Here is an 18952-nt window from a genome sequence, read left to right on the forward strand (position 1 = left end):
ACGGAATGTTGTACGTCGCCGACGGCCCCTCCAAACGATGCAAAAACCACAAACGCCGCTGCGCAAACGACAACGGCACACGATCAGGACGACACCCCACCCGCACAACACCACCACGCGCCCGCCCCGCACCCGACACCCGCCGCGACAACAACGCCACCGACGGAGCATCGAACACATCACTCACACCCAACTCAACACCCAACACCCCACGAACCCGCGACACCAACCGCGTCGCCAACAACGAATGACCACCCAAATCAAAAAAACCATCATCCACACCAACACGATCAACACCCAAAACCTCAGCGAACACACCACACAAAACTTCCTCAACAAAATTCCGCGGCGCCCGCGACACAACCCGCCCACCAAACTCAGGAACCGGAAGAGCCCCCCGATCCAACTTCCCATTCACCGTCACCGGCAACTCATCCAACACCACCACCACAGCCGGCACCATAAACTCCGGCAACCGACCACGAACAAACTCCCGAACCCCCACCCCCTCCACACCCGAACCCACCACATACCCAACCAAACGCCGATCCCCCAAAACATCCTCACGCACCACCACCGCCGCCTGCCCCACCCCAGGACACCCCGCCAACACACCCTCCACCTCACCCAACTCAACCCGAAAACCCCGAACCTTCACCTGATCATCAACACGCCCCACAAACTCCAAAACACCATCACAATTCCACCGCACCAAATCCCCAGTCCGATACATCCGAGACCCAGCCGAACCAAACGGATCCGCCACAAACCGCTCCCCCGACAAACCCCCACCACCCCAATACCCCCGCGCCAAACCCACACCCCCCACATACAACTCCCCCACCACACCCACCGGAACCAAACCCAAAAAACCATCCAACACATACACCCGCATATTGCGCATTGCCCGGCCGATCGGAACCGTGTTCCCGATCGAATCGGCAGTCCTTACCTCGTGGTAGGTGCAGAACGTGGTTGTTTCCGTGGGCCCGTAGACGTGCACGAACCTGGTGTTGGGGCAGGTTTCGACGGCACGCCGGAATGCCTGCGTCGACACCACTTCCCCGCCCGTCCACACCTCACGCAGTGCCGAAACCAGTTCGATGCGCTCGCCGACGAGGTGGTTGAAGAGAGCCGTGGTCAAGAAAGCGTGCGTCACCCGGTTCCGCGTGATGGTCGAATGCCACGCGTCGAGATCGACCGCTTCCCCGGGGGCCAGCACGAGCCGCGCGCCACGGAGCAGCGGAACCCAGATCTCGTAGGTCGACGCGTCGAAGGCCAGCGGCGAGTGCACCAGCACCCGCGCGTCCGCATAGCTGTCGAACGCGCGGTCCCCGGTCAGCTCGACCACGTCCTCGTGCGTCGCCGCAACGCCTTTGGGGATTCCCGAGGAACCGGAGGTGTAGATGACGTAAGCCGCTTGCCCGGGGTGCAGTGCGCCGCCGCGCTCCGCATCGGTGAGCTCGGCCGTCGGCTGCGCGGCGAGCCGCTGCTGCACCTCCGGCGAGTCGAGCACGACGGTCGGCGTGCCGCCGTCCTCGACGCCAGGCCGGGTGGCCGCGGTCGTCAGCGTCAGCACAGGCGCGGCATCGCGCAGTATCGACCGGACCCGTTCGGCGGGATTGCCCGGATCGATCGGCAGGTACGTCCCACCGGCCTTCAGCACGGCCAGGACGGCGACCACCGCTTCGACCGAGCGGGGTAGCGCCAGGCCCACCACCCGTTCCGGGCCGACCCCCGACGCCACCAGGTGGCGTGCGAGCCGGTTCGACCGGGCGTCGAGTTCCGCGTAGGTCAGTTCCGCCTCGCCGGACACGACCGCGATCGCCTCGGGCCGGAGAGCCACCTGCCGGCCGAACAACTCCGGCACGACCGCCGACGGGGTCACCACCGCCGGGTCGTTCAAGCCCAGGAGGCGTTCCCGCTCGACGTCGCCGACCAGGTCGACGTTGCCCACGGGGCAGTCCGGATTCGCGCACAACGCCTCCAGGAGGCGGCCCAATCGCCCGAGCAACTGCTCCACAGTGGACGATCCGAACACGTCCGAGCGGTAATCCAGCCGGAGGACGATCTTCTCGCCGGGGAAGACGATCAGGCTGAGTGGGTAGTGCGAACCATCGTGACCGGCGATGCCGGTGGCCCGCAGCTCGCTTCCGGCCGGCGTGATGCCCGCCGTGTCCAGCGGGTAGTTCTCGAAGACGACCAGGGAGTCGAAGAGCTTTCCGTGCCCGCTCAACCGGCCCGCGTCCGTGAGGCTGAGGTGCTGGTGGTCGACCAAGGCGGCCTGCTCGTCGCGGAAGCGCCGAAACGCGTCGGCCAGGGGTTCGTGCGGATCGAGCCGGACCCGGACGGGCACCGTGTTGATGAACAACCCCACCATCGATTCCACGCCGGGCAGTTGAGGCGGCCGCCCGGCCACGGTGGTGCCGAACACGACGTCGGAGCGGCCGGTCAACGACCGGAGCAGGATCGCCCAGGCGCCCTGGACCAGGGTGGCGGTGGTCAGCTCCCGGCTGCGGCCGAGAACGCGCAGGTCCGCGGTCAGTTCCGCGGGCAGTTCGAGGGTCGCCTGTGCGCGCCGGCCCGGTCCGGCCGGGCCCGCTGTCGGCGCGAGCAAGGTCGGCTCGGGCAGCCCGGCCAGGGCGCGCCCCCACGCGTCCTCCGCGGCCTGCCGGTCCTGCCCAGCGAGCCAGGCCAGGTACTCCCGGTACGGCGTGACCCGCGGCAGCTCGCTGTCGTCACCACCGCGCTGGTAGAGCTGGAACAGCTCGCGAAACAAGACCGGATACGACCAGCCGTCCAGCAGGATGTGGTGGTTGGTCAGCACCAGCAGGTGCCGCTGCGGTTCGAGCCGGATCAGCGCGAACCGGAGCAGCGGGGGGTCGAACAGGTCGAAGCCGGCCTCCCGCTGCTCGAGCAGCAGGCGCTCGCGCTCGGCGCGCTGCTCGTCCACGGTGCGGCCGCGGAGGTCGAACTCCGCCCACGGCAAGGTCACCGAGCGGGGGATGACCTGGACCGGGCTGTCCACCCCCTCGAACCAGAAGGCGGCACTCAGGTTCGGGTGGCGTCGCAAGATCGCCTCCGCGGCGCCGCGCAGCTCGGCGGCGCGCAGCGGTCCATCGAGCTCCAGGACGACCTGGACGACGTACTCGTCCGGGCCGCTCCCCTGGTGCAGGGCGTGGAACAGCAGACCTTCCTGGAGCGGTGACAGCGGCAACACGTCTACGAATCCGGGCTGCTCCATCGTGATCTCCTCCACGCTGACTCGAGCTGGTCGATCTGCTGCTGGGTGAGGTTGACCAGCCCGAAATCGGACGGCGTGTGGCCACCCGCGCCGGGTTGGTCGGTTGCTGTCGTGACGCCGCGAAGCACGTCGAACCAGATCTCCGCGAGCGCCGTGAGCTGGTCCCGGTCGAGTGGCGGCTGCCAGGACCAGGTCGCGACCAGCTGCGGCCGCCCGGCGGTGGACAGCACCGCCGCGTTGAGGTCCAGCAGGTGGACCGGGGGCATTCCCGGCCCGGCGGCAGTAGCGACCCTCAGGGGTTGGCCCGTACCGTCCGCGAGCGGTGCCCACGCGGTGTCCCCGTCGGCGTCATCTGCGGCGGAGAACCGGCCCAGGTAGTTGAACCCGATCTCGGGGCTGGGCAGACCCGCGAGTTCCTCGGCCGTCTCCGGGTTGAGGTAGCGCAGCAGCCCGTAGCCCAGGCCGTGGTCGGGCACCGCACGGATCTCTTCCTTCAGGTGCTGGATGGTGCGCCGGAGTTCCGGCCCGCCACGCCGAACGTCCTCGCGTTCCAGGGGGCGAGGGGTGAGGCGCACCGGGTGCAGCGTGGTGAACCAGCCGACCGTGCCCGACAGGTCCACGCCATCGGCGAGTTCTTGGTGCCGCCCGTGGCCTTCGACATCGACCACCACTGCCCGGCCCGACGACCCCAGCCGCCGTCGCCACTGCGCAACGGCGGCTCCCAGCGCGGCGAGCAGCACCTCGTGGGTGTCCGCGTGGTAGACGGCGGGCACCCGCCTCAACAGCGGCTCGGTGTCCGCCACCGGCAACCGCAGCGTCAGCTCGCCGGACTCCTGATGCCCGGCTGCTCCCCCGCGCTCGGGCACGGCGTCTGCCAGCGTCCGCTTCCAGTGGTCCAGCTCGGCGATTCGCTCCGGACTTCGCGCTTCTGCGGCAAGAATTCGCGTCCAGCGGCGCAGCGACGTGCCGCGCGGCGGCAGCGACGGGGGTCGCCCAGCCGCTATCGCCTGCCACGCGGTGGCCAGATCCGCCAGCAAGATCCGCCAGGACACCCCGTCGACGGCCAGGTGGTGGATCACCAGCAGCAATCGGCCCGCCCCTCCGGCTCCGGCATCGAAGAACACGGCTTGCCACACCGTTTCGGACCTCGGGTCCAGACGAGCCCGCGCAGCGGCGAAGTACTCGTCCGCGGCCGCGTTCAACTGGTCGTCGGAAAGACCGCGCACGTCCACCTGCGTCACGCGGTCCGCCACGGGCGACGACCCGACGGGCGCTACTCGCAAGCCCTGCTCGGCACCGTCGTCTACGCACAAGCGCAACGCGCCGTGCCGCTCCACCAGCGCTTCCAAGGCGGCCACCAAGTTCGGGCGGTCAATCCCCGTCGGCAAGGCCACCACCATCGCCTGGCACAGCCCGTCGAACTGCCCGCCCGAACCCCGGAACCAATCCACGATCGGCGTCGAGCCGAGGGCGCCCACGCCGTCGTCCTCGACCGGCTCGGCATCGGGATCCGCGTGCACGCCGGCTGCGGACGCGATGCCGGCCACGGTCCGGTGCACCAGCACGTCTTGCGGGGTGAAGGTGATGCCGGCGGCCTGTGCCCGGCTGACCAGCTGGATGGCGGAGATGCTGTCCCCGCCGAGGTCGAAGAAGCTGTCGTCGATCCCCACATCCGGGACACCGAGCAGCTGGTCGAAGAACTCGCACAACGCTTCCTGGACCTGGGTTCGCGGCGGGCGAGAAGACACGGCACGCGTGAACTCCGGCGCAGGCAAGGCCCGGCGGTCCAGTTTGCCGTTCGCCGTCAGCGGCAGTGCGTCCATGGGCACGATCGCCGCCGGCACCAGGTGATCCGGCACGCGGCCGCCCAGGAACTCGCGCACCTCGCGAACGTCCAGCTCCGCGGACGGCGCGGGAACCACGTACCCGACGAGGCGTTTGTCCCCCGGCCGATCCTCGCGGGCGGCGACCGCGGCGCGGGCGATGCCCGGATGCTCGGTCAGGACGTTCTCGATTTCGCCAGGCTCGATCCGGAAACCTCGCACCTTGACCTGGTCGTCGACCCGGCCGACGTACTCCAGCCGGCCACGGTCGTTCCACCGCACCAGGTCTCCGGTGCGGTACAACCGACCGCCGGCACCCGCCGACACGCTCCCCGCCACCGGGTTCTCGGCCGGGCCGAAGGGATTGGCCACGAAGCGTTCCGCCGTCAGCCCCGCCCGGCGCCAATAGCCGCGCGCCACCCCGAGTCCGCCGACGTACAACTCCCCGACCACGCCGGGGGGAACCAATGCCAGCCTGTCGTCCAGCACGTAGACCTGGGTGTTGGCGACCGGACCACCGATTCCACCGCCGTCCGCGTCCGACCCGCACCAGCCCGCCGTTGCGTACACGGTCGCCTCGGTCGGCCCGTAGGCGTTCATCACCCGGCATCCCGGGAAGGCCGCCTCCAGCGCGGCCACCACCCCCGTCGGCAGCGCTTCCCCCGCGCACACGACGACACCCGAGAACCCGGAATCCCGCACCGCTGCGGCCACCTGGCCCAGCACCGACGGAACGCCGCTGATCGCGCTCGGAGCCGGCCCCGCGGACAACCGCTCCGCCAGCGCCGAGCCGTCCCGCACCACTTCGACGCAGCCCCCGCAGGCCAAGGGGGCGAACAGTTCGAACGCCGATACGTCGAAGCTCAACGACGTGGACGCGAGCACCCGGCCGAGCCGCTCCCCCAGGGCGCGAACCGCCCAGGACACCAGGTTCACCGCACTGGTCTGGGACACCACCACGCCCTTCGGGACGCCGGTCGAACCCGAGGTGTAGATGACGTAGGCGGGATGCGAACCTCGCAGCGGCGACCGGCGGTCGTCGTCGCCGAGCTCGGAGCTCGGCTGCTCGGCGAGCGCCCGGCGCACGTGCCGGTCGTCCAGCACCACGATGTCGACGGGCGGTTGCGCGACGCGCCCTGCGGTGTCCGTTGTGGCCAGCAGCAGGACGGGGTTCGCGTCGGCGAGCATGAATTCGACGCGATGGGCGGGATAGGTGGGGTCGACCGGCAGGTATGCACCGCCGGCCTTCAGCACCGCAAGCATCGCGATGACCATGTCCGCCGTGCGCGGCAGCAACAATCCGACCACTCGCTCGGGCCCAACGCCCAGCTCGACCAGGTGGCGAGCGAGCTGATTCGCCCGCGCGTGCAGCTCCGCGTAGGTGAGGCTCTTCCCACCGCACACCAACGCGACCTCGTCCGGACTGCGCGCCACTTGGTCGTCCAGCAGCTCCGGCACCACCGAGGAAGTCAGCTCGGCTGCTGCGCCGTTCCACTCCCCCAGCAGCTTGTTCCGCTCCGCGGCGGTCAGCACGTCCAATTCACCGACTTCGGCGTCCAGGTCGCCGGCCAGCACGTCCAGCAGGGCGAGGAATCGATCCTGATGGGTACCCAGGGCATCGCTGGTGTAGCGGTCCGCGTTCCCGTTGAAGTCGACCCGGACAGCACCACCGTCGGGGCGGTCGTAGGCCATGATGGACAGATCGTCGACCAGCCCGTTGGACAAGTTGTGCAGCCGCGCGGCGCACTGCCCGAAGCTCAGGTCGAAGTCGAACGGCATCACGTTCACCTCGGGGCCCATGAGGTGGCGCATGCCGGTCGTCAGGTTGAGATCGCGAGCCAGCTGCTCCGCGCGATAACGCTGGTGCGCCAAGGCCCCGCGAACCTCCCGCGAGGCCTGCCGGAGGAGCTCCTGCACCGTGGTCCCACCATCGACCTTCACCCGCAGCGGAACCACGTTCGCCAGCGTGCCCGGGTTGCGGCGCAGCGTTGCGTTCTTGCGGGCAGCCACTGCGAAACCGACCGCGATGTCCTCCTCCCCGGTGAGCCGGTGGAGGTACACCGCGGTCGCCGCGAGCAGCATGACCGACCAGTGCGTGCGGGCGGTTCGGGCGGCCGCCTTGATCCGGTCCGCGGCTGCGGCCGGAACATGGCTGGTGTGCCGGAGGAAGCTCCGCGGCAGATCCTCCGTCATGGCGGAAATCCGTGCCACGTTGGGCCGGTCGGCGAACCTCTCCAGCCAGTACTTCCGATCCCGTTCGAAATCCCCGGAGTTCCGGTACTCGGCGTCTTCCGCCACCAGTTCCCGCAGTGACGAGAACGGCGCGGGCTCCGCGGGCAGACCTTGCACGCTCGTCGTGTAAAGATGCGCTGCGCGTTGCGAGATCAGGATGCTGCCCGCACCGTCGGTGACCAGGTGGTGGTAGCCCTGGTACCAGTAGAAGCGGTCCGGCGCCAGCTTGAGCAGGGCGTACGAGAACAGCCGGTCGCGGGTCAGGTCCATCGGGACGGCGAGGTCTTCGTACATCCAGCGCTCAGCCGCCGCACCCGGATCGGGTTCGGTGCTGAAGTCGAGCACGGGGAAGTCCCAGTCGTGGACGGGGTTCACGGTCTGGTGCGCAACGCCGTCCACCTCGTGGACGCGGCAGTGCAGCACATCCACCTCGGCGACGGTCTTGCGGACCGCGGCTTCGAACTCGGCGCCGTCGATCGCCCCGTCGATCTCGACGTACTGGCCCACGCGGAAGTGCAGGCTATCCGGGTTGAACCGCTGCGCCAGCCAGATCTCCCGTTGGGCGTCCGACAACGGGAAAGCGGAGTCGGCAGCCAGTTGGTCCATGATCCCACCCATCGACACGTCGCTTGCGCCTCAGGACACGGCGACCGCGGTCCCCGCTCACCACTCGACCGGGAGCCGGGACACCCCGTACACGGGCATCTCGGTGCAGATTTCGAGTTCGTCCGCCGGAACGGCGAGCCGCAGGGCGGGGAACTCCCGGAAGATCCCGGCATAGCTCGTGCGCAGGATGTTCCGAGCGAGGTGTTGGCCAAGGCATTGGTGCACGCCGTAGCCGAACGCGAGGTGCCCGGCCGACGAGTTGTCGATGTCCAGTGCGGCCGGGCACTCGACGTGCTCGGGGTCGCGGTTGGCCGCCGGCAGGGCTATGGACACCGAGTCACCGGCCTTGATGGTTTCGCCGCCGAGCTCGACGTCCCGCAGCGCGGTGCGGATAGGTCCGATGTGGGTGACGCTGAGGTAGCGCAGCAGTTCGTCGACGGCCTTGTCGAGCTGGGCCGAGTTGGAAAGCGCCCGAGCCCGCTGGTCCGGGTGTTCCAGCAACGCGAGCGTTCCGAGGGCCAGCATGTTCGCCGTTGATTCGTACCCCGCGGTCAGCAGCACCATTCCGACGGTGGCGATCTCCTCGTCGGGCAACTCGCCCGAAGCCGCCAGGTGCCCGAGGACGTCACCGCTGGTCCCGGCCCGCTTCTTCGCGTCGACGAACTCCTGGAACTGGGTGTGGATCGCCTGGGTCGCTGCCCCGACGTCGGCGGCCTCGGCGTGCTGGTCGAACAGGACTGAGACGCGCCGCACGAAGCGGTCGCGCTCGTCCTCGGGGACGCCCAGGATCTCGGAGACCACGTTCAGCGGCACGAGTTTCGCGAAGTCCCGCACCAGATCGGCGGGTGGGCCCCCGCGGTCCATCGCGTGCAGGCGTTCGTCGACGATCCGCTGGATCGTCTCGGTCAGCGAATCCATCCGGCGCACCGCGAAATGACCGGCTAGCAGGCGGCGGTACCTGGTGTGCTCCGGCGGGTCCATGCGGTGGAACACGCCCGGCGGGATGTCCTTGCGCGCCTGCTCTGCTTCGGCGGGCAGCTCGACGGGGATGCGGGCGAGATCGGCGCGGCTGCTGAAGCGGCTGTCGGCGAGTACCGCGCGGGCCAACGAGTAGCTCGTCACCAACCAACCCAGGTGGCCGTCCCCGTAGACCATCCGTCCGATGGGCTTCCGATCCCGCAGCGACTCCAGTTCCACGGGCAGTTCGAAGATCCGGTCGCGTTCGGTCGGAATGCCGACGGGAACACCGATGGTGTCGGACAATTCAGGCTCCTTCCCGAGTTTTCGTCGCGCTGGCGCGAGCCGGCTCACCGAACCGCACCACGCGCCGCCGCGGCGCTACCGCGGGTTCGCACAAGTCGTGGGGCGTGCAAATCAGCAACCCGAGCTTGCTGCGGACCAGCGGCCCCTGCGCGCGCATGCCCGCGTAGGGCGGGTACGGGTTGCCTCGCCACGGGGAGTGCGGCAAGCGGGCGAACGGATCGCCTCCCCTGGCGAACAGCCAGGCAACCACCCCTTGGGCGAACAAGCGCGTGCGAAGGCCGGGCTCGGCGAACAGATGCTGATCAGCTCGAGACTGCTGACCGGACATCGGCTCACCTCTCTGATCGAGTCACTGGATGGGAGAAGCTTTTCGCGCGGTGGAATTGACTGCCCTGCCGACGCCCCGCAACACCGCACCCGAGGCGGCCGGCACCGCTCGACAGCGTTCACGGGGCTGTCGGTGCGACAGTTCAGCAAGCTGGTGGGCATCGTGCGAGGTCGTGGCGCCGAGCAGACCGGCGCCGGTCGCCGATGGGGGCTGCCGCTGGACGACCGGGTGCGGCCGGTCGCGGTGTACTACCGCACCAACCTGACCAGCGACAGGTCGCGTTGCTCTTCGATGTCTCCAAGTCCGCAGCCGGGCGGGTCGTCGACCACCTCGGCCCCTATCTCGCGTTGTCGCCGACCAAGCGCAAGCACAGCCCGGACACGGTGCTGATCGTGGACGGCACCCTGGTACCCACCCATGCCCGAAGCGTGAGTGCGTCGTCGAAGAACTACCGGTACTCGACCAACCTGCGGTGATCATCGACGCCAACATCCGCCTGACGGTCGCAGTCCGAAAGCCGCTGCCCGGCACTCCTCCGCAACTGCCGACGCAAACGCGACGGCGTCTGGCACGCCGCACGCGGCGTAGCCCTCATGCGCAACCTCACCATGGCCCGCTGAACACCACCCGCCACGCCGCAAGTCGCGCTTTCCCATGCACGCCAACAATATTTGATCATTATGGGACAGGCTTCAGACGCTATTGCCGACCCATTCGAACAACAAGACCTGCGGCCACAAGCTGCCATGCGCGGTCACTCGCGTGCCACCGGACGACCTCGTTGGCAAACAACTGCCATTCGCCTGGACAGCGACCATTCGCAGGCCACCGGAAACGCCATGGGGAGCCGTCCGATAACGGCGATGCGGGCAGCAATCCGACCTCGGCGGCCCGCACCCCGGCTCGGAAACGCGAGTTGGCCCCCAACAACTCCACGATTTCCGCGACGTAGCGCCGATACGTGCGCACCGACACCGCCAGTTCGCCACCAAGCTCGAGGTCGGGACGGTTCCTGGCTGGGTCTGGCGTACCAGGGACGAGGGTTTGGCACTGAGGCTCGGGCCGCCGTGCTGCCGTCGCGTTTGATCAGCTTGGCGCGGTCCAGGCGCGCACGTCGGCGTGGTGGGACAACACTGCCTCGCTGCGGGTCAGCGCCAAGCTCGGCTATCACCGCGACGGCACTGATACAGGCGAGCGCCGTGGGGAACCTGCCTCCGCGGTCCGCCTGCTGCTCACGAGCGAGAATTTCGCAAAGCACCGCCCAGACTGGGCCTTGGAGGTAGAGGGCCTGCAGCCGTGCCTCCACCGCCCAGACTGGGCCTTGGAGGTAGAGGGCCTGCAGCCGTGCCTCCCGCTGTTAGGAGCAATCCCATGACCGAGCTGGCTGAATGGATAGATCCATGGCCCCTTCGACACCTCGTGCTCCGTACCCCGCGGTTGGAGCTCAGGCCCGATGACGACGAAGGGTTGCGAGATCGTTGACCACGACGCGGGCTCCTTCGCCGGCAAGCTTCAGCGCGATCTCCCGGCCGATGCCACGGCCGGAGCCGGAGACCAGCGCGACCTTGCCGTCCATGGTTCCCGTGCCCGTCACAGGCCGAGGTCCTTGGCGATGATGGTCTTGAGCACCTCGCTGGTGCCGCCGAAGATGCGAGACACCCGGATGTCGGCGTACAGAAGGGCGATCGGGTACTCGAGCATGTAGCCGTAGCCGCCGTGCACCTGCAGGCATTTGTCCACGACGCGGCCGGCGACCTCCGTGGCGAACAGCTTGATCTTCGCCGCGTCCGCGGCGGTCAGCTCCCCCGCGTCGTCCAGCTCGATTCCCCTGTCCGCCAACGCCTGCGCCGCCGCCACCTCGGCTTCGCACTCGGCCAGCACGAACTTCGTGTTCTGGAAGGAGGCGAGCGACGCGCCGAACACCTTCCGTTCGAGGGCGTAGTCGCGGGCGAAACCGATCGCGGCCGCGGCGGACGCGACCGCCCGGACCCCGATCGACAGACGCTCCCGCGGCAAATTCCGGCCGAGGTAGGAAAATCCCCGGTCCTGCTCGCCGAGCAGGTTCTCGGCCGGGACCCGGACGTCGGTGAACGACAGCTCCGACGTGTCCGACGACTTCAGGCCGATCTTGTCCAGGTTGCGGCCGTACTCGAAGCCTTCGCTGTCGGTGGGCACGACGAGCAGGCTGAGGCCGTGCCGCCGATCGTCCGGTTTCGGCTCGGAGGTGCGGGCCACGACGACGCACAGCTCGGAGTTCCGCGCTCCGGTGATGAAGGTCTTGGCACCGTTCAGCACGTAGTGGCTGCCGTCGTCCGACAACACCGCAGTGGTGCGGATCCCGGCGAGATCGGAGCCGGTGCCCGGCTCGGTCATGGCGATGCACAGCACGAGGTCGCCGGAGGCGACGCCGGGCAGCCACCGCTTCCGCTGTTCCTCGTCGGCCAGATGCAGCAGATACGGCAGGACGATGCCGGTGGACACGTTGTAGTGGCCGAACCCGACCGTCCCTCGGGCGGATTCCTCCGCCATCACGGCCTGGTACTTGTAGCTGACTTCTCCCGGGCCCCCGTATTCCTCGGGGATGCCGAAGCCGGTGAGCCCGAGGGCCCCGAGTTTGCGGAACAGGTCGCGGTCGACGACGTTGTCGTGCTCCCATTGCGCGAAGTGCGGGAGGACCTCCTTCCCGATGAAGTCCCTGATCATCAGCCGGAAGGCTTCGTGCTCGTCGTCGTAGAGGTTGCGTTTCATGACAGTTCCCTGCGCTTCGTGACGGATGGATGCGGATCAGCGGCTGCCGGCGTCAACGTTCAGCACCTGGCCGCTGACGTAGTTCGAATCCTGCGTGCACAGCAGGTAGATCGCGCCTGCCGCTTCTTCGGGCGTGCCCGGACGGCCGAGTGGATTGGTGCGCTTGACGGCCTCCATCACCGCCTGGCTCACGCCGACCTTGATCCGCCGGCCGCCGATCTCGACGAACGCGTCGTCGGCGGCGGTGGCCTCCGTCATGCGGGTCAGGATGAAACCGAAGGCGACGGCGTTGACGTTGACCTTGTAGCGGCCCACTCCTTGGCCATGGTCTTGGTCAGGCCGATGACACCCGCTTTGGCCGAGGAGTAGTTCGCCTGGCCCGGGTTGCCGAAGACGCCCGACACGGACGAGACGTTGACGACCTTCCGATGGTGCTCGGTCGGGTTGGCCTTGATGAACGGCTGGGCGGCGCGCAGAATCCGGAACGGCGCCTTGAGGTGGACGTCCAGAATGGCGTCCCACTGCTCGTCGGTCATCTTCTGGATCACGGTGTCCCAGGTGTAGCCGGCGTTGTTGACGATGACGTCCAGCCCGCCGAACGAGTCGAGCGCCGCGCGGACGAAGCGCTCGGCGAAGTCGTCATCGGTGACGGACCCGATGCACGCCACGGCGCGGCCGCCGTCGGCGGTGATCTCGCCGACGACCTCGTCGGCCGGTTCCTTGTCCAGGTCGTTGATCACGACCGCGGCACCCTCCGACGCGAGCTTGCGCGCGACCGCGCGGCCGATGCCGCGACCCGAGCCGGAGACAAGGGCAACCTTGCCGTCCAGTGTTCCCATGAGCGGTTCTCCTTGCAAGGTAAGGGCTATTCGGCAGTTGCGATGGCGGAGCCCGCCAGGGTGACGGTGCCGTCGGGCAGCGCCACCATCAGGTCGAGGTGGGCCACGCCGTCCTCGACGCGAGTCACGGTGCCGGTGCAGACGGGGGTCGCGTGCACGGGCGTGATCGCGGAGAAACGGACTTCGTAGGACTGGAGGCGGTCTTGCGACAGCCAGTCGGTGAGCAGCCTGGCCAGGTACGCCATGGAGAGCATCCCGTGCGCGAACACATCCGGGATGCCGACCGCCCGGCAGGCGTCGACGTCGATGTGCACCGGGTTGTGGTCGCCGGACGCGCCCGCGTACAGCGCCAGCGTGGTACGGGTGATCTCGGGGCATTCGAGGGTGTGCGAGTCGCCGGCGCGCAGGGTCGTCATTTCGCCGCCTTCGGGTCACGCACCACGATGGTGCTGGTCACAACGTGGCGATCGGGACGCCGTCCCGGGTGACGCGGGTAGCGCGGACGAGAAACTCCAGCGCGCCGCCCTTCTTGGCGTAGACGTCGGTGACCTCGGACCGGAAGGGCAGCCGGTCACCGGCGCAGGCCTGCGCGTGGTAAGCGAACTTCTGGCCGCCGTGCAGGATCGTGCGCGAGTCGATGCCCAGGTCAGTGAGCAACTTCGACCGGTAGGGGTCGTCCACTTCCAGGCAGAACAGGAACGTCGGCGGGAGTGGCAGATCGCGGTGGCCGGCCGCCTTCGCCACCTCCAGATCGGTGTAGACCGGGTTGGTCTGGCCGGTCGCGGCGGCGAAGAAGCTCAGCCGGCCGGGTTCGGCCTCAGTGGTGAACTCGGCGGTGCGGGTGCCGATGACAGCGGTTGATCGGCATGGTCAGGACACCTTTTCGAACAGGGTGATGATGCCGGCGGTGCCGAGCCCGAGGTTGTGCTGCAGGCCGACCGTCGCGCCCTCGACCTGACGCGGGCCGGCGTCGCCACGCAGCTGCCAGGTGATTTCGGCGGTCTGCGCAAGGCCGGTCGCGCCCAGCGGATGCCCCTTGGAGAGGAGCCCACCGGACGGGTTCGTGACGACGCGTCCGCCGTAGGTGTTGTCACCGTCGAGGATGAACTTCTCCGCGCCGCCCTCATCGCACAGGCCGAGGGCCTCGTAGGTCAGCACCTCGTTGACGGTGAAGCAGTCGTGCAGTTCGACGACGCGGATGTCGCGTGGGTCGACGCCGGCTTTCTCGTAGATCTCTGCCGCCGCCGCGCGGGTGACGTCGGAGCCGATCAGGGCCATCGCGCTCCGTTTCGCGAACGGATCCTCGGCGTCGGACTGCAGTGTCTGTGCTGCGATCGCCACCTTCGGGGACAGGCCGTTGGCCCGGGCGAACTCCGGCGAGCAGACGATCGCTGCAGCGGCTCCGCAGGTGGGCGGACAGCACTGCAGACGAGTCAGCGAGCCAGCCACCTGCGGCGAGCCCAGGACGTCCTCCAGCGTGATCGGCTCCCGGAACACTGCGTACGGATTGCCGGCCGCGTGGGCGCGAGCTTTCACCGACACCCGTGCGAAGGTGTCCGGCCGCATCCCGTACTTGTCCCGGTATTCGACGCCGGCCGCGGCGAAGTACTGCGGCGTCATCGGCAGGTTCGGATCGACCGGGTGGATCTCGTCCAGCGCGGTGATGAAATCGGCGAGCGGCATCGGCCGGTCCTGCCACTTCGCCGACAACGCGCCCGGCGGCATCTGCTCGAACCCGACCGCGAGCGCGCATTCCGCTGCGCCGGACTCAACCGACTGGCACGCCAGCCACAGCGCCGAAGAGCCGGAGGCACAGTTGTTGTTCACGTTCAGCACCGGCGCCCCGGTCTTGCCGAACCGGTAGACAACGCGCTGCCCGCACGTCGAATCGCCGTACACGTAGCCGGCGAACACACGCTCGATCTTCTCGTAGGCCGTGCCGGCATCGGCCAGCACGGCCTTGACCGCGCCCGCGGCCATTTCGTCGTACGTCTTGCCGGCGCTCGGCTTGGAGAAGGGCACCATACCCACTCCCGCGACCAGCACTTTGCGTCCCATCGACACTCCCTGAATCTCCAAACCGGACAGTTGATGCCTTCTCGGCGGAGCAGCTCCGCCTACAGCCGCTCGAGAATCGTGGCGTTGGCCATCCCGCCGCCCTCGCACATGGATTGCAGGCCATAGCGGATGCGCTCGTCCCGCAGGTGATGGACCAGCGTGGTCATCAGCCGGGCTCCGGAACCGCCGACCGGGTGGCCCAGCGCGATCGCGCCGCCCAACGGGTTCATCAGCCGGTAGTCGACCCCGGTTTCCCGAAGCCAGGCCAGCGTGACCGAAGCGAAGGCTTCGTTGATCTCGAAGGCTCCGATGTCCCCAATGGATAGTCCTGCCTTCCTCAACGCCTTGACCGTGGCGGGAATCGGGCCCTTGAGCATAGTGACCGGGTCGGTGCCGGCGACGACGGCGGTGTGGATGCGCGCGAGCGGTGTCCAGCCCTGCGACCGGGCGAATTCGCTGCTGGTGATGAGCAACGCGGCCGCGCCGTCCCGAGATCTGGCTGGCGTTTCCGGCAGTGATCGAACCGTCCTCGCGGAACGCCGGCTCAAGCCGAGCCAGAGCATCCATAGTGGACCCTCGGCGCACGCCTTCGTCGGTGTCGAACGTACGTCCGCCGGAGAGGGACACCGGCGTGATCTGCGCGGTGAAGCGCCCCTCATCGATGGCGCGGGCGGCACGCTCGTGCGAGTCCAGCCCATGCTGGTCCATTTCGGCGCGCGTGATGCCGTACTCGTCGGCAATCAGCTGCGCACCCATGCCCTGGTTGAAGCGCATTCCCCCATAGCGTGCCCACACCTCTGGGCCGTGCGCTTCGCCGAAGGTTCCGTCGCCGCGCGTGGCACCGAGCGGGATCTTGCTCATGATCTCCACCCCTCCCGCCACCGCGACGTCATATGCACCGGAAATCACGCCCTGCGCGGCGAAATGCACTGCTTGCTGGGAAGACCCGCATTGCCGGTCGAGGGTCACACCGGGCACGGCTTCCGGCCATCCCGCGGCGAGCACCGCCATCCGGCCGATGTTGCCTGCCTGCATGCCGACCGTCCCGGTGCAGCCCCAGAGCACGTCGTCGACGAGAGCCGGGTCCAGCCCGGTGCGCTCGGCCAGCGCACGCAATACGTGGGCAGAAAGGGCAACCGAGTGCTGGCCGGACAATGCGCCGTTGCGCTTGCCGACCGCGGTGCGCACGGCGTCGACGATCACAGCGTCGGACATGGGGAACTCCTGATTCGTTGGTCGTCAGAGACCGAGGTCCTTGGCGATCAAGGTCTTCATGACTTCGCTGGTGCCTGCGTAGATGCGGGTGACGCGGGTGTCCGCGTACAACCGGGCGATCGGGTATTCGCGGATGTATCCGTAGCCGCCGTGCAGCTGGAGGCAGTTGTCGATGACGCGCCCGGCGAGTTCGGTGCAGAACAGCTTCGCCTTGGCCGCTTCGGCGGGCGTCAGCTCGCCTGCCGCGTGCAGCTCGATCGCCCGGTCCACCAGCGCCTGGCCTGCCTCGACCTCCGCCGCGCATTCGGCGAGGACGAACTTCGTGTTCTGGAAGGCAGCCACCGGCTTCCCGAAGATCTGCCGCTCCAGCACGTAGTCCTTGGCGAAGCCGATCGCGGCGGCCGCGGTGGCGTGCCCGTTGATCGCGGCGCCGAGCCGTTCCACGACGAGGTTGTGCGTCAGGTACGAGAAGGCCTTGCCTTCTTCACCGAGCAGGTTTTCCGCCGGCACGCGCACGTCGGTGAACGACAGCTCCGCGGTGTCCTGCGCGCGCAGGCCGATCTTGTCCAGCTTGCGGCCGACGGCGAAACCGTCCGCCGAGGTGTCCACGCACAGGATCGACAACCCCGCCCGCCGGTCCTCGGCGCCAGCCGACGTGCGGCAGACGACGAGGATCAGATCCGCCTGCGCACCACCGGTGATGAACGTCTTGGCGCCGTTCAGCACGTAGTGACTGCCGTCGTCGGCGAGCTTCGCCGTCGTCCGGATCCCGGCGAGGTCGGACCCGGTGCCCGGCTCGGTCATCGCGATGGCCGTCATCAGGTCGCCGGACTGGAATCCCGGCAGCCAGCGGCGCTTCTGTTCCTCCGTGCCGAACTCCAGCAGGTAGGGCAGGACGAGACAGGTGTGCACGACGTCGGCGCCGAACGTGACACCGGCCCGGGCCACCTCTTCCCGCAGCACTGCCTGGTACCGGAAGTCGGTGACCCCGGATCCGCCGTACGCGACGGGCACCTGGATGCCGAACACGCCGAGTTCGCCGAGCCTGCGGTAAAGGTCGCGGGGGACCTGTCCCTGCCGCTCCCATTCCGCGTGGTGCGGGACGACTTCCCGGTCGAGGAAGGCCCGGACGACGGCCCGGAAGTCCTCGTGATCCTCGGTGAAGATGCTGCGCCGCATGCCGTCGACACCCTTTCTGACGAGCGGACCGGATGCCTCGAAGTTAACAGCGAATAGACGTTGATGTCCAGGCAAGGTTCATCAGACGTCGCAGTTCTTGACAGATAAGCCGGGCGAAGTTAACTATCATTAAATGAAAAGACGGGCCGGGCAGTCCGTCCGCGAACCAGCTGGGAGGGCCTTGTGACCGACACCGAAGAAGTCCCCGCGTACCCGATGCAACGCGGCAAGTGCCCGTTCGATCCGCCGCTTGAGCTGGGCGCGCGGCGGGCAAAGGCACCGATCGCCAGGGCCCGGATCTGGGACGGCACCGAGCCGTGGCTGATCACCCGGTACGACGACATCCGCACCGTGCTGGCCCATCCGTCGGTCAGCGCGGACAGCGAAACCCCCGGCTATCCCCACGGCTCCGCCGCGGTCAAGGCCCGGCGCAACCGCGCGAAGACGTTCTTCACCAGCGACGGCCCGGCCCACGACGAACCGCGCCGCGTGCTCGCGAAGGAATTCACCGCCAAGCGGATGCAGGCGTTGCGCACGCACATCCAGCAGGTCGTCGACGGCCTGATCGACGACCTGCTGGCCGGCCCCAAGCCGGTCGACCTCGTGGAGACGCTCGCGCTGCCGGTTCCGTCGCTGATGATCTGCGAACTGCTCGGCGTGCCCTACGAAGACCGCGCGTTGTTCCACCGGCTCAGCAAGGTGTTCGTCGCGAACGCCTCGACCCCGGAGCAGACCCTGGCCGCGGCGGAGGAGCTGCTCGGGTTCCTCGGCGGCCTGGTCGACCGGAAGGGCGAGGACCCGGGCGACGACCTGATCAGCAGGCTGGTCGTCGAGCAGCTGCGCCCGGGCCTGATGACCCGCGAAGAGGTGGCTCGGGTGGGCGTCGTGCTGCTCACCGCCGGCCACGAGACGTCCGCGAACATGATCGCCCTCGGCACCGCGGCGCTGCTGTCCCACCCGGACCAGCTGTCCCGCCTGCGGGCGAGCGACGACCCCGTCGTCATCGCCAAGACCGTCGACGAACTACTGCGCTACCTGACCGTCGCACACCGCGGAGTGCGGCGCGTCGCGGCGGAGGACTTCGAGCTCGGCGGTCAGACCATCCGCAAGGGCGAGGGCCTCATCCTGGCCGTGGACTCCGGCAACCGCGACGCCGCCGCGTTCCCGGACGCGCCCGCCGACCAGCTCGACATCGGCCGGTCCGCGAGTCATCACCTCGCCTTCGGCTACGGCATCCACCAGTGCCTTGGGCAGCAGCTCGCCCGCGTGGAGCTGCAGGTCGTGTTCGGCACGTTGTTCCGCCGCATCCCCGCTCTGTCGCTGGCCGAGCCGATCGACGCGCTCGCCTTCAAGGGCGACATGAGCGTGTACGGCGTGCACGCACTGCCGGTGACTTGGTGAATCAGGAGGAAGAACC

11 protein-coding genes and 3 pseudogenes are annotated in these 18952 nt (G+C 68.5%); 2 read left to right on the forward strand and 12 right to left on the reverse strand.

Features of this window, described 5'->3' with window-relative positions; genetic code table 11:
* The 4 genes from AC07EQ_RS05690 to AC07EQ_RS05705 all read right to left on the reverse strand — a co-directional run.
* The coding region (locus tag AC07EQ_RS05690) for a non-ribosomal peptide synthetase (protein ID WP_478386759.1) at positions 1-3244 on the reverse strand (3244 nt) is incomplete at its 3' end.
* A complete protein-coding gene (locus AC07EQ_RS05695; protein ID WP_478386760.1) occupies positions 3223-7905 on the reverse strand; it encodes an amino acid adenylation domain-containing protein in 4683 nt (1560 codons plus the stop codon). The genes AC07EQ_RS05690 and AC07EQ_RS05695, both read right to left, overlap by 22 nt.
* A gap of 57 nt (positions 7906-7962) precedes the next feature.
* Entirely contained in the window at positions 7963-9168 is a 1206-nt protein-coding gene (locus tag AC07EQ_RS05700; protein ID WP_478386761.1) for a cytochrome P450, read from the reverse strand.
* 1 nt (position 9169) lies between these two features.
* Entirely contained in the window at positions 9170-9496 is a 327-nt protein-coding gene (locus tag AC07EQ_RS05705; protein WP_478387078.1) for a hypothetical protein, read from the reverse strand.
* Between the two features lie 126 nt (positions 9497-9622).
* Between AC07EQ_RS05705 and AC07EQ_RS05710 the strand changes: the two are divergent.
* Positions 9623-10025 (forward strand): annotated as a pseudogene (locus AC07EQ_RS05710) (helix-turn-helix domain-containing protein); the annotation flags it as partial.
* A gap of 915 nt (positions 10026-10940) precedes the next feature.
* Here the strand turns inward: AC07EQ_RS05710 and AC07EQ_RS05715 are convergent.
* From AC07EQ_RS05715 to AC07EQ_RS05750, 8 genes and pseudogenes are all read right to left on the reverse strand, one after another.
* The gene (locus AC07EQ_RS05715; protein ID WP_478386762.1) at positions 10941-11072 is read right to left on the reverse strand and encodes an SDR family NAD(P)-dependent oxidoreductase; all 132 of its coding nucleotides are present in this window, start codon (positions 11070-11072) and stop codon (positions 10941-10943) included.
* A gap of 14 nt (positions 11073-11086) precedes the next feature.
* Positions 11087-12244 (reverse strand): acyl-CoA dehydrogenase family protein, encoded by a 1158-nt coding sequence (locus AC07EQ_RS05720; RefSeq protein WP_478386763.1) that lies wholly within the window; start codon positions 12242-12244, stop codon positions 11087-11089.
* A gap of 36 nt (positions 12245-12280) precedes the next feature.
* Positions 12281-13083, reverse strand: a pseudogene (locus tag AC07EQ_RS05725) (SDR family NAD(P)-dependent oxidoreductase).
* Between the two features lie 26 nt (positions 13084-13109).
* Positions 13110-13499, reverse strand: coding sequence for a MaoC/PaaZ C-terminal domain-containing protein (locus tag AC07EQ_RS05730; protein WP_478386764.1), 390 nt, complete (start codon positions 13497-13499; stop codon positions 13110-13112).
* Between the two features lie 37 nt (positions 13500-13536).
* Positions 13537-13932: a MaoC family dehydratase N-terminal domain-containing protein gene (locus tag AC07EQ_RS05735; protein WP_478387067.1), complete on the reverse strand. Its 396-nt coding sequence runs from the start codon at positions 13930-13932 to the stop codon at positions 13537-13539.
* Between the two features lie 21 nt (positions 13933-13953).
* Complete coding sequence (locus tag AC07EQ_RS05740) at positions 13954-15141, reverse strand: lipid-transfer protein (RefSeq protein WP_478386765.1); 1188 nt, start codon at positions 15139-15141, stop codon at positions 13954-13956.
* A gap of 59 nt (positions 15142-15200) precedes the next feature.
* Positions 15201-16356 (reverse strand): annotated as a pseudogene (locus tag AC07EQ_RS05745) (thiolase family protein).
* 24 nt (positions 16357-16380) lie between these two features.
* Entirely contained in the window at positions 16381-17535 is a 1155-nt protein-coding gene (locus AC07EQ_RS05750) for an acyl-CoA dehydrogenase family protein (RefSeq protein WP_478386766.1), read from the reverse strand.
* 183 nt (positions 17536-17718) lie between these two features.
* On the opposite strand from AC07EQ_RS05750, the gene AC07EQ_RS05755 reads away from it, so the two are divergent.
* On the forward strand, positions 17719-18936 hold the full coding sequence (locus tag AC07EQ_RS05755) for a cytochrome P450 (protein ID WP_478386767.1): 1218 nt from the start codon (positions 17719-17721) through the stop codon (positions 18934-18936).
* Positions 18937-18952 lie beyond the last annotated feature (16 nt).

The sequence above is a fragment of the Saccharopolyspora sp. NPDC045839 genome, assembly GCF_056431645.1.

Excerpts from the sequence above, each read along its gene's own strand:
- AC07EQ_RS05750 (WP_478386766.1), bottom strand. The coding sequence starts at position 17,535 with ATGCGGCGCAGCATCTTCACCGAGGATCACGAGGACTTCCGGGCCGTC.
- AC07EQ_RS05715 (WP_478386762.1), bottom strand. The coding sequence starts at position 11,072 with ATGGACGGCAAGGTCGCGCTGGTCTCCGGCTCCGGCCGTGGCATCGGC.
- AC07EQ_RS05695 (WP_478386760.1), bottom strand. The coding sequence starts at position 7,905 with ATGGACCAACTGGCTGCCGACTCCGCTTTCCCGTTGTCGGACGCCCAA.
- AC07EQ_RS05720 (WP_478386763.1), bottom strand. The coding sequence starts at position 12,244 with ATGAAACGCAACCTCTACGACGACGAGCACGAAGCCTTCCGGCTGATG.
- AC07EQ_RS05705 (WP_478387078.1), bottom strand. The coding sequence starts at position 9,496 with ATGTCCGGTCAGCAGTCTCGAGCTGATCAGCATCTGTTCGCCGAGCCC.
- AC07EQ_RS05730 (WP_478386764.1), bottom strand. The coding sequence starts at position 13,499 with ATGACGACCCTGCGCGCCGGCGACTCGCACACCCTCGAATGCCCCGAG.
- AC07EQ_RS05740 (WP_478386765.1), bottom strand. The coding sequence starts at position 15,141 with ATGGGACGCAAAGTGCTGGTCGCGGGAGTGGGTATGGTGCCCTTCTCC.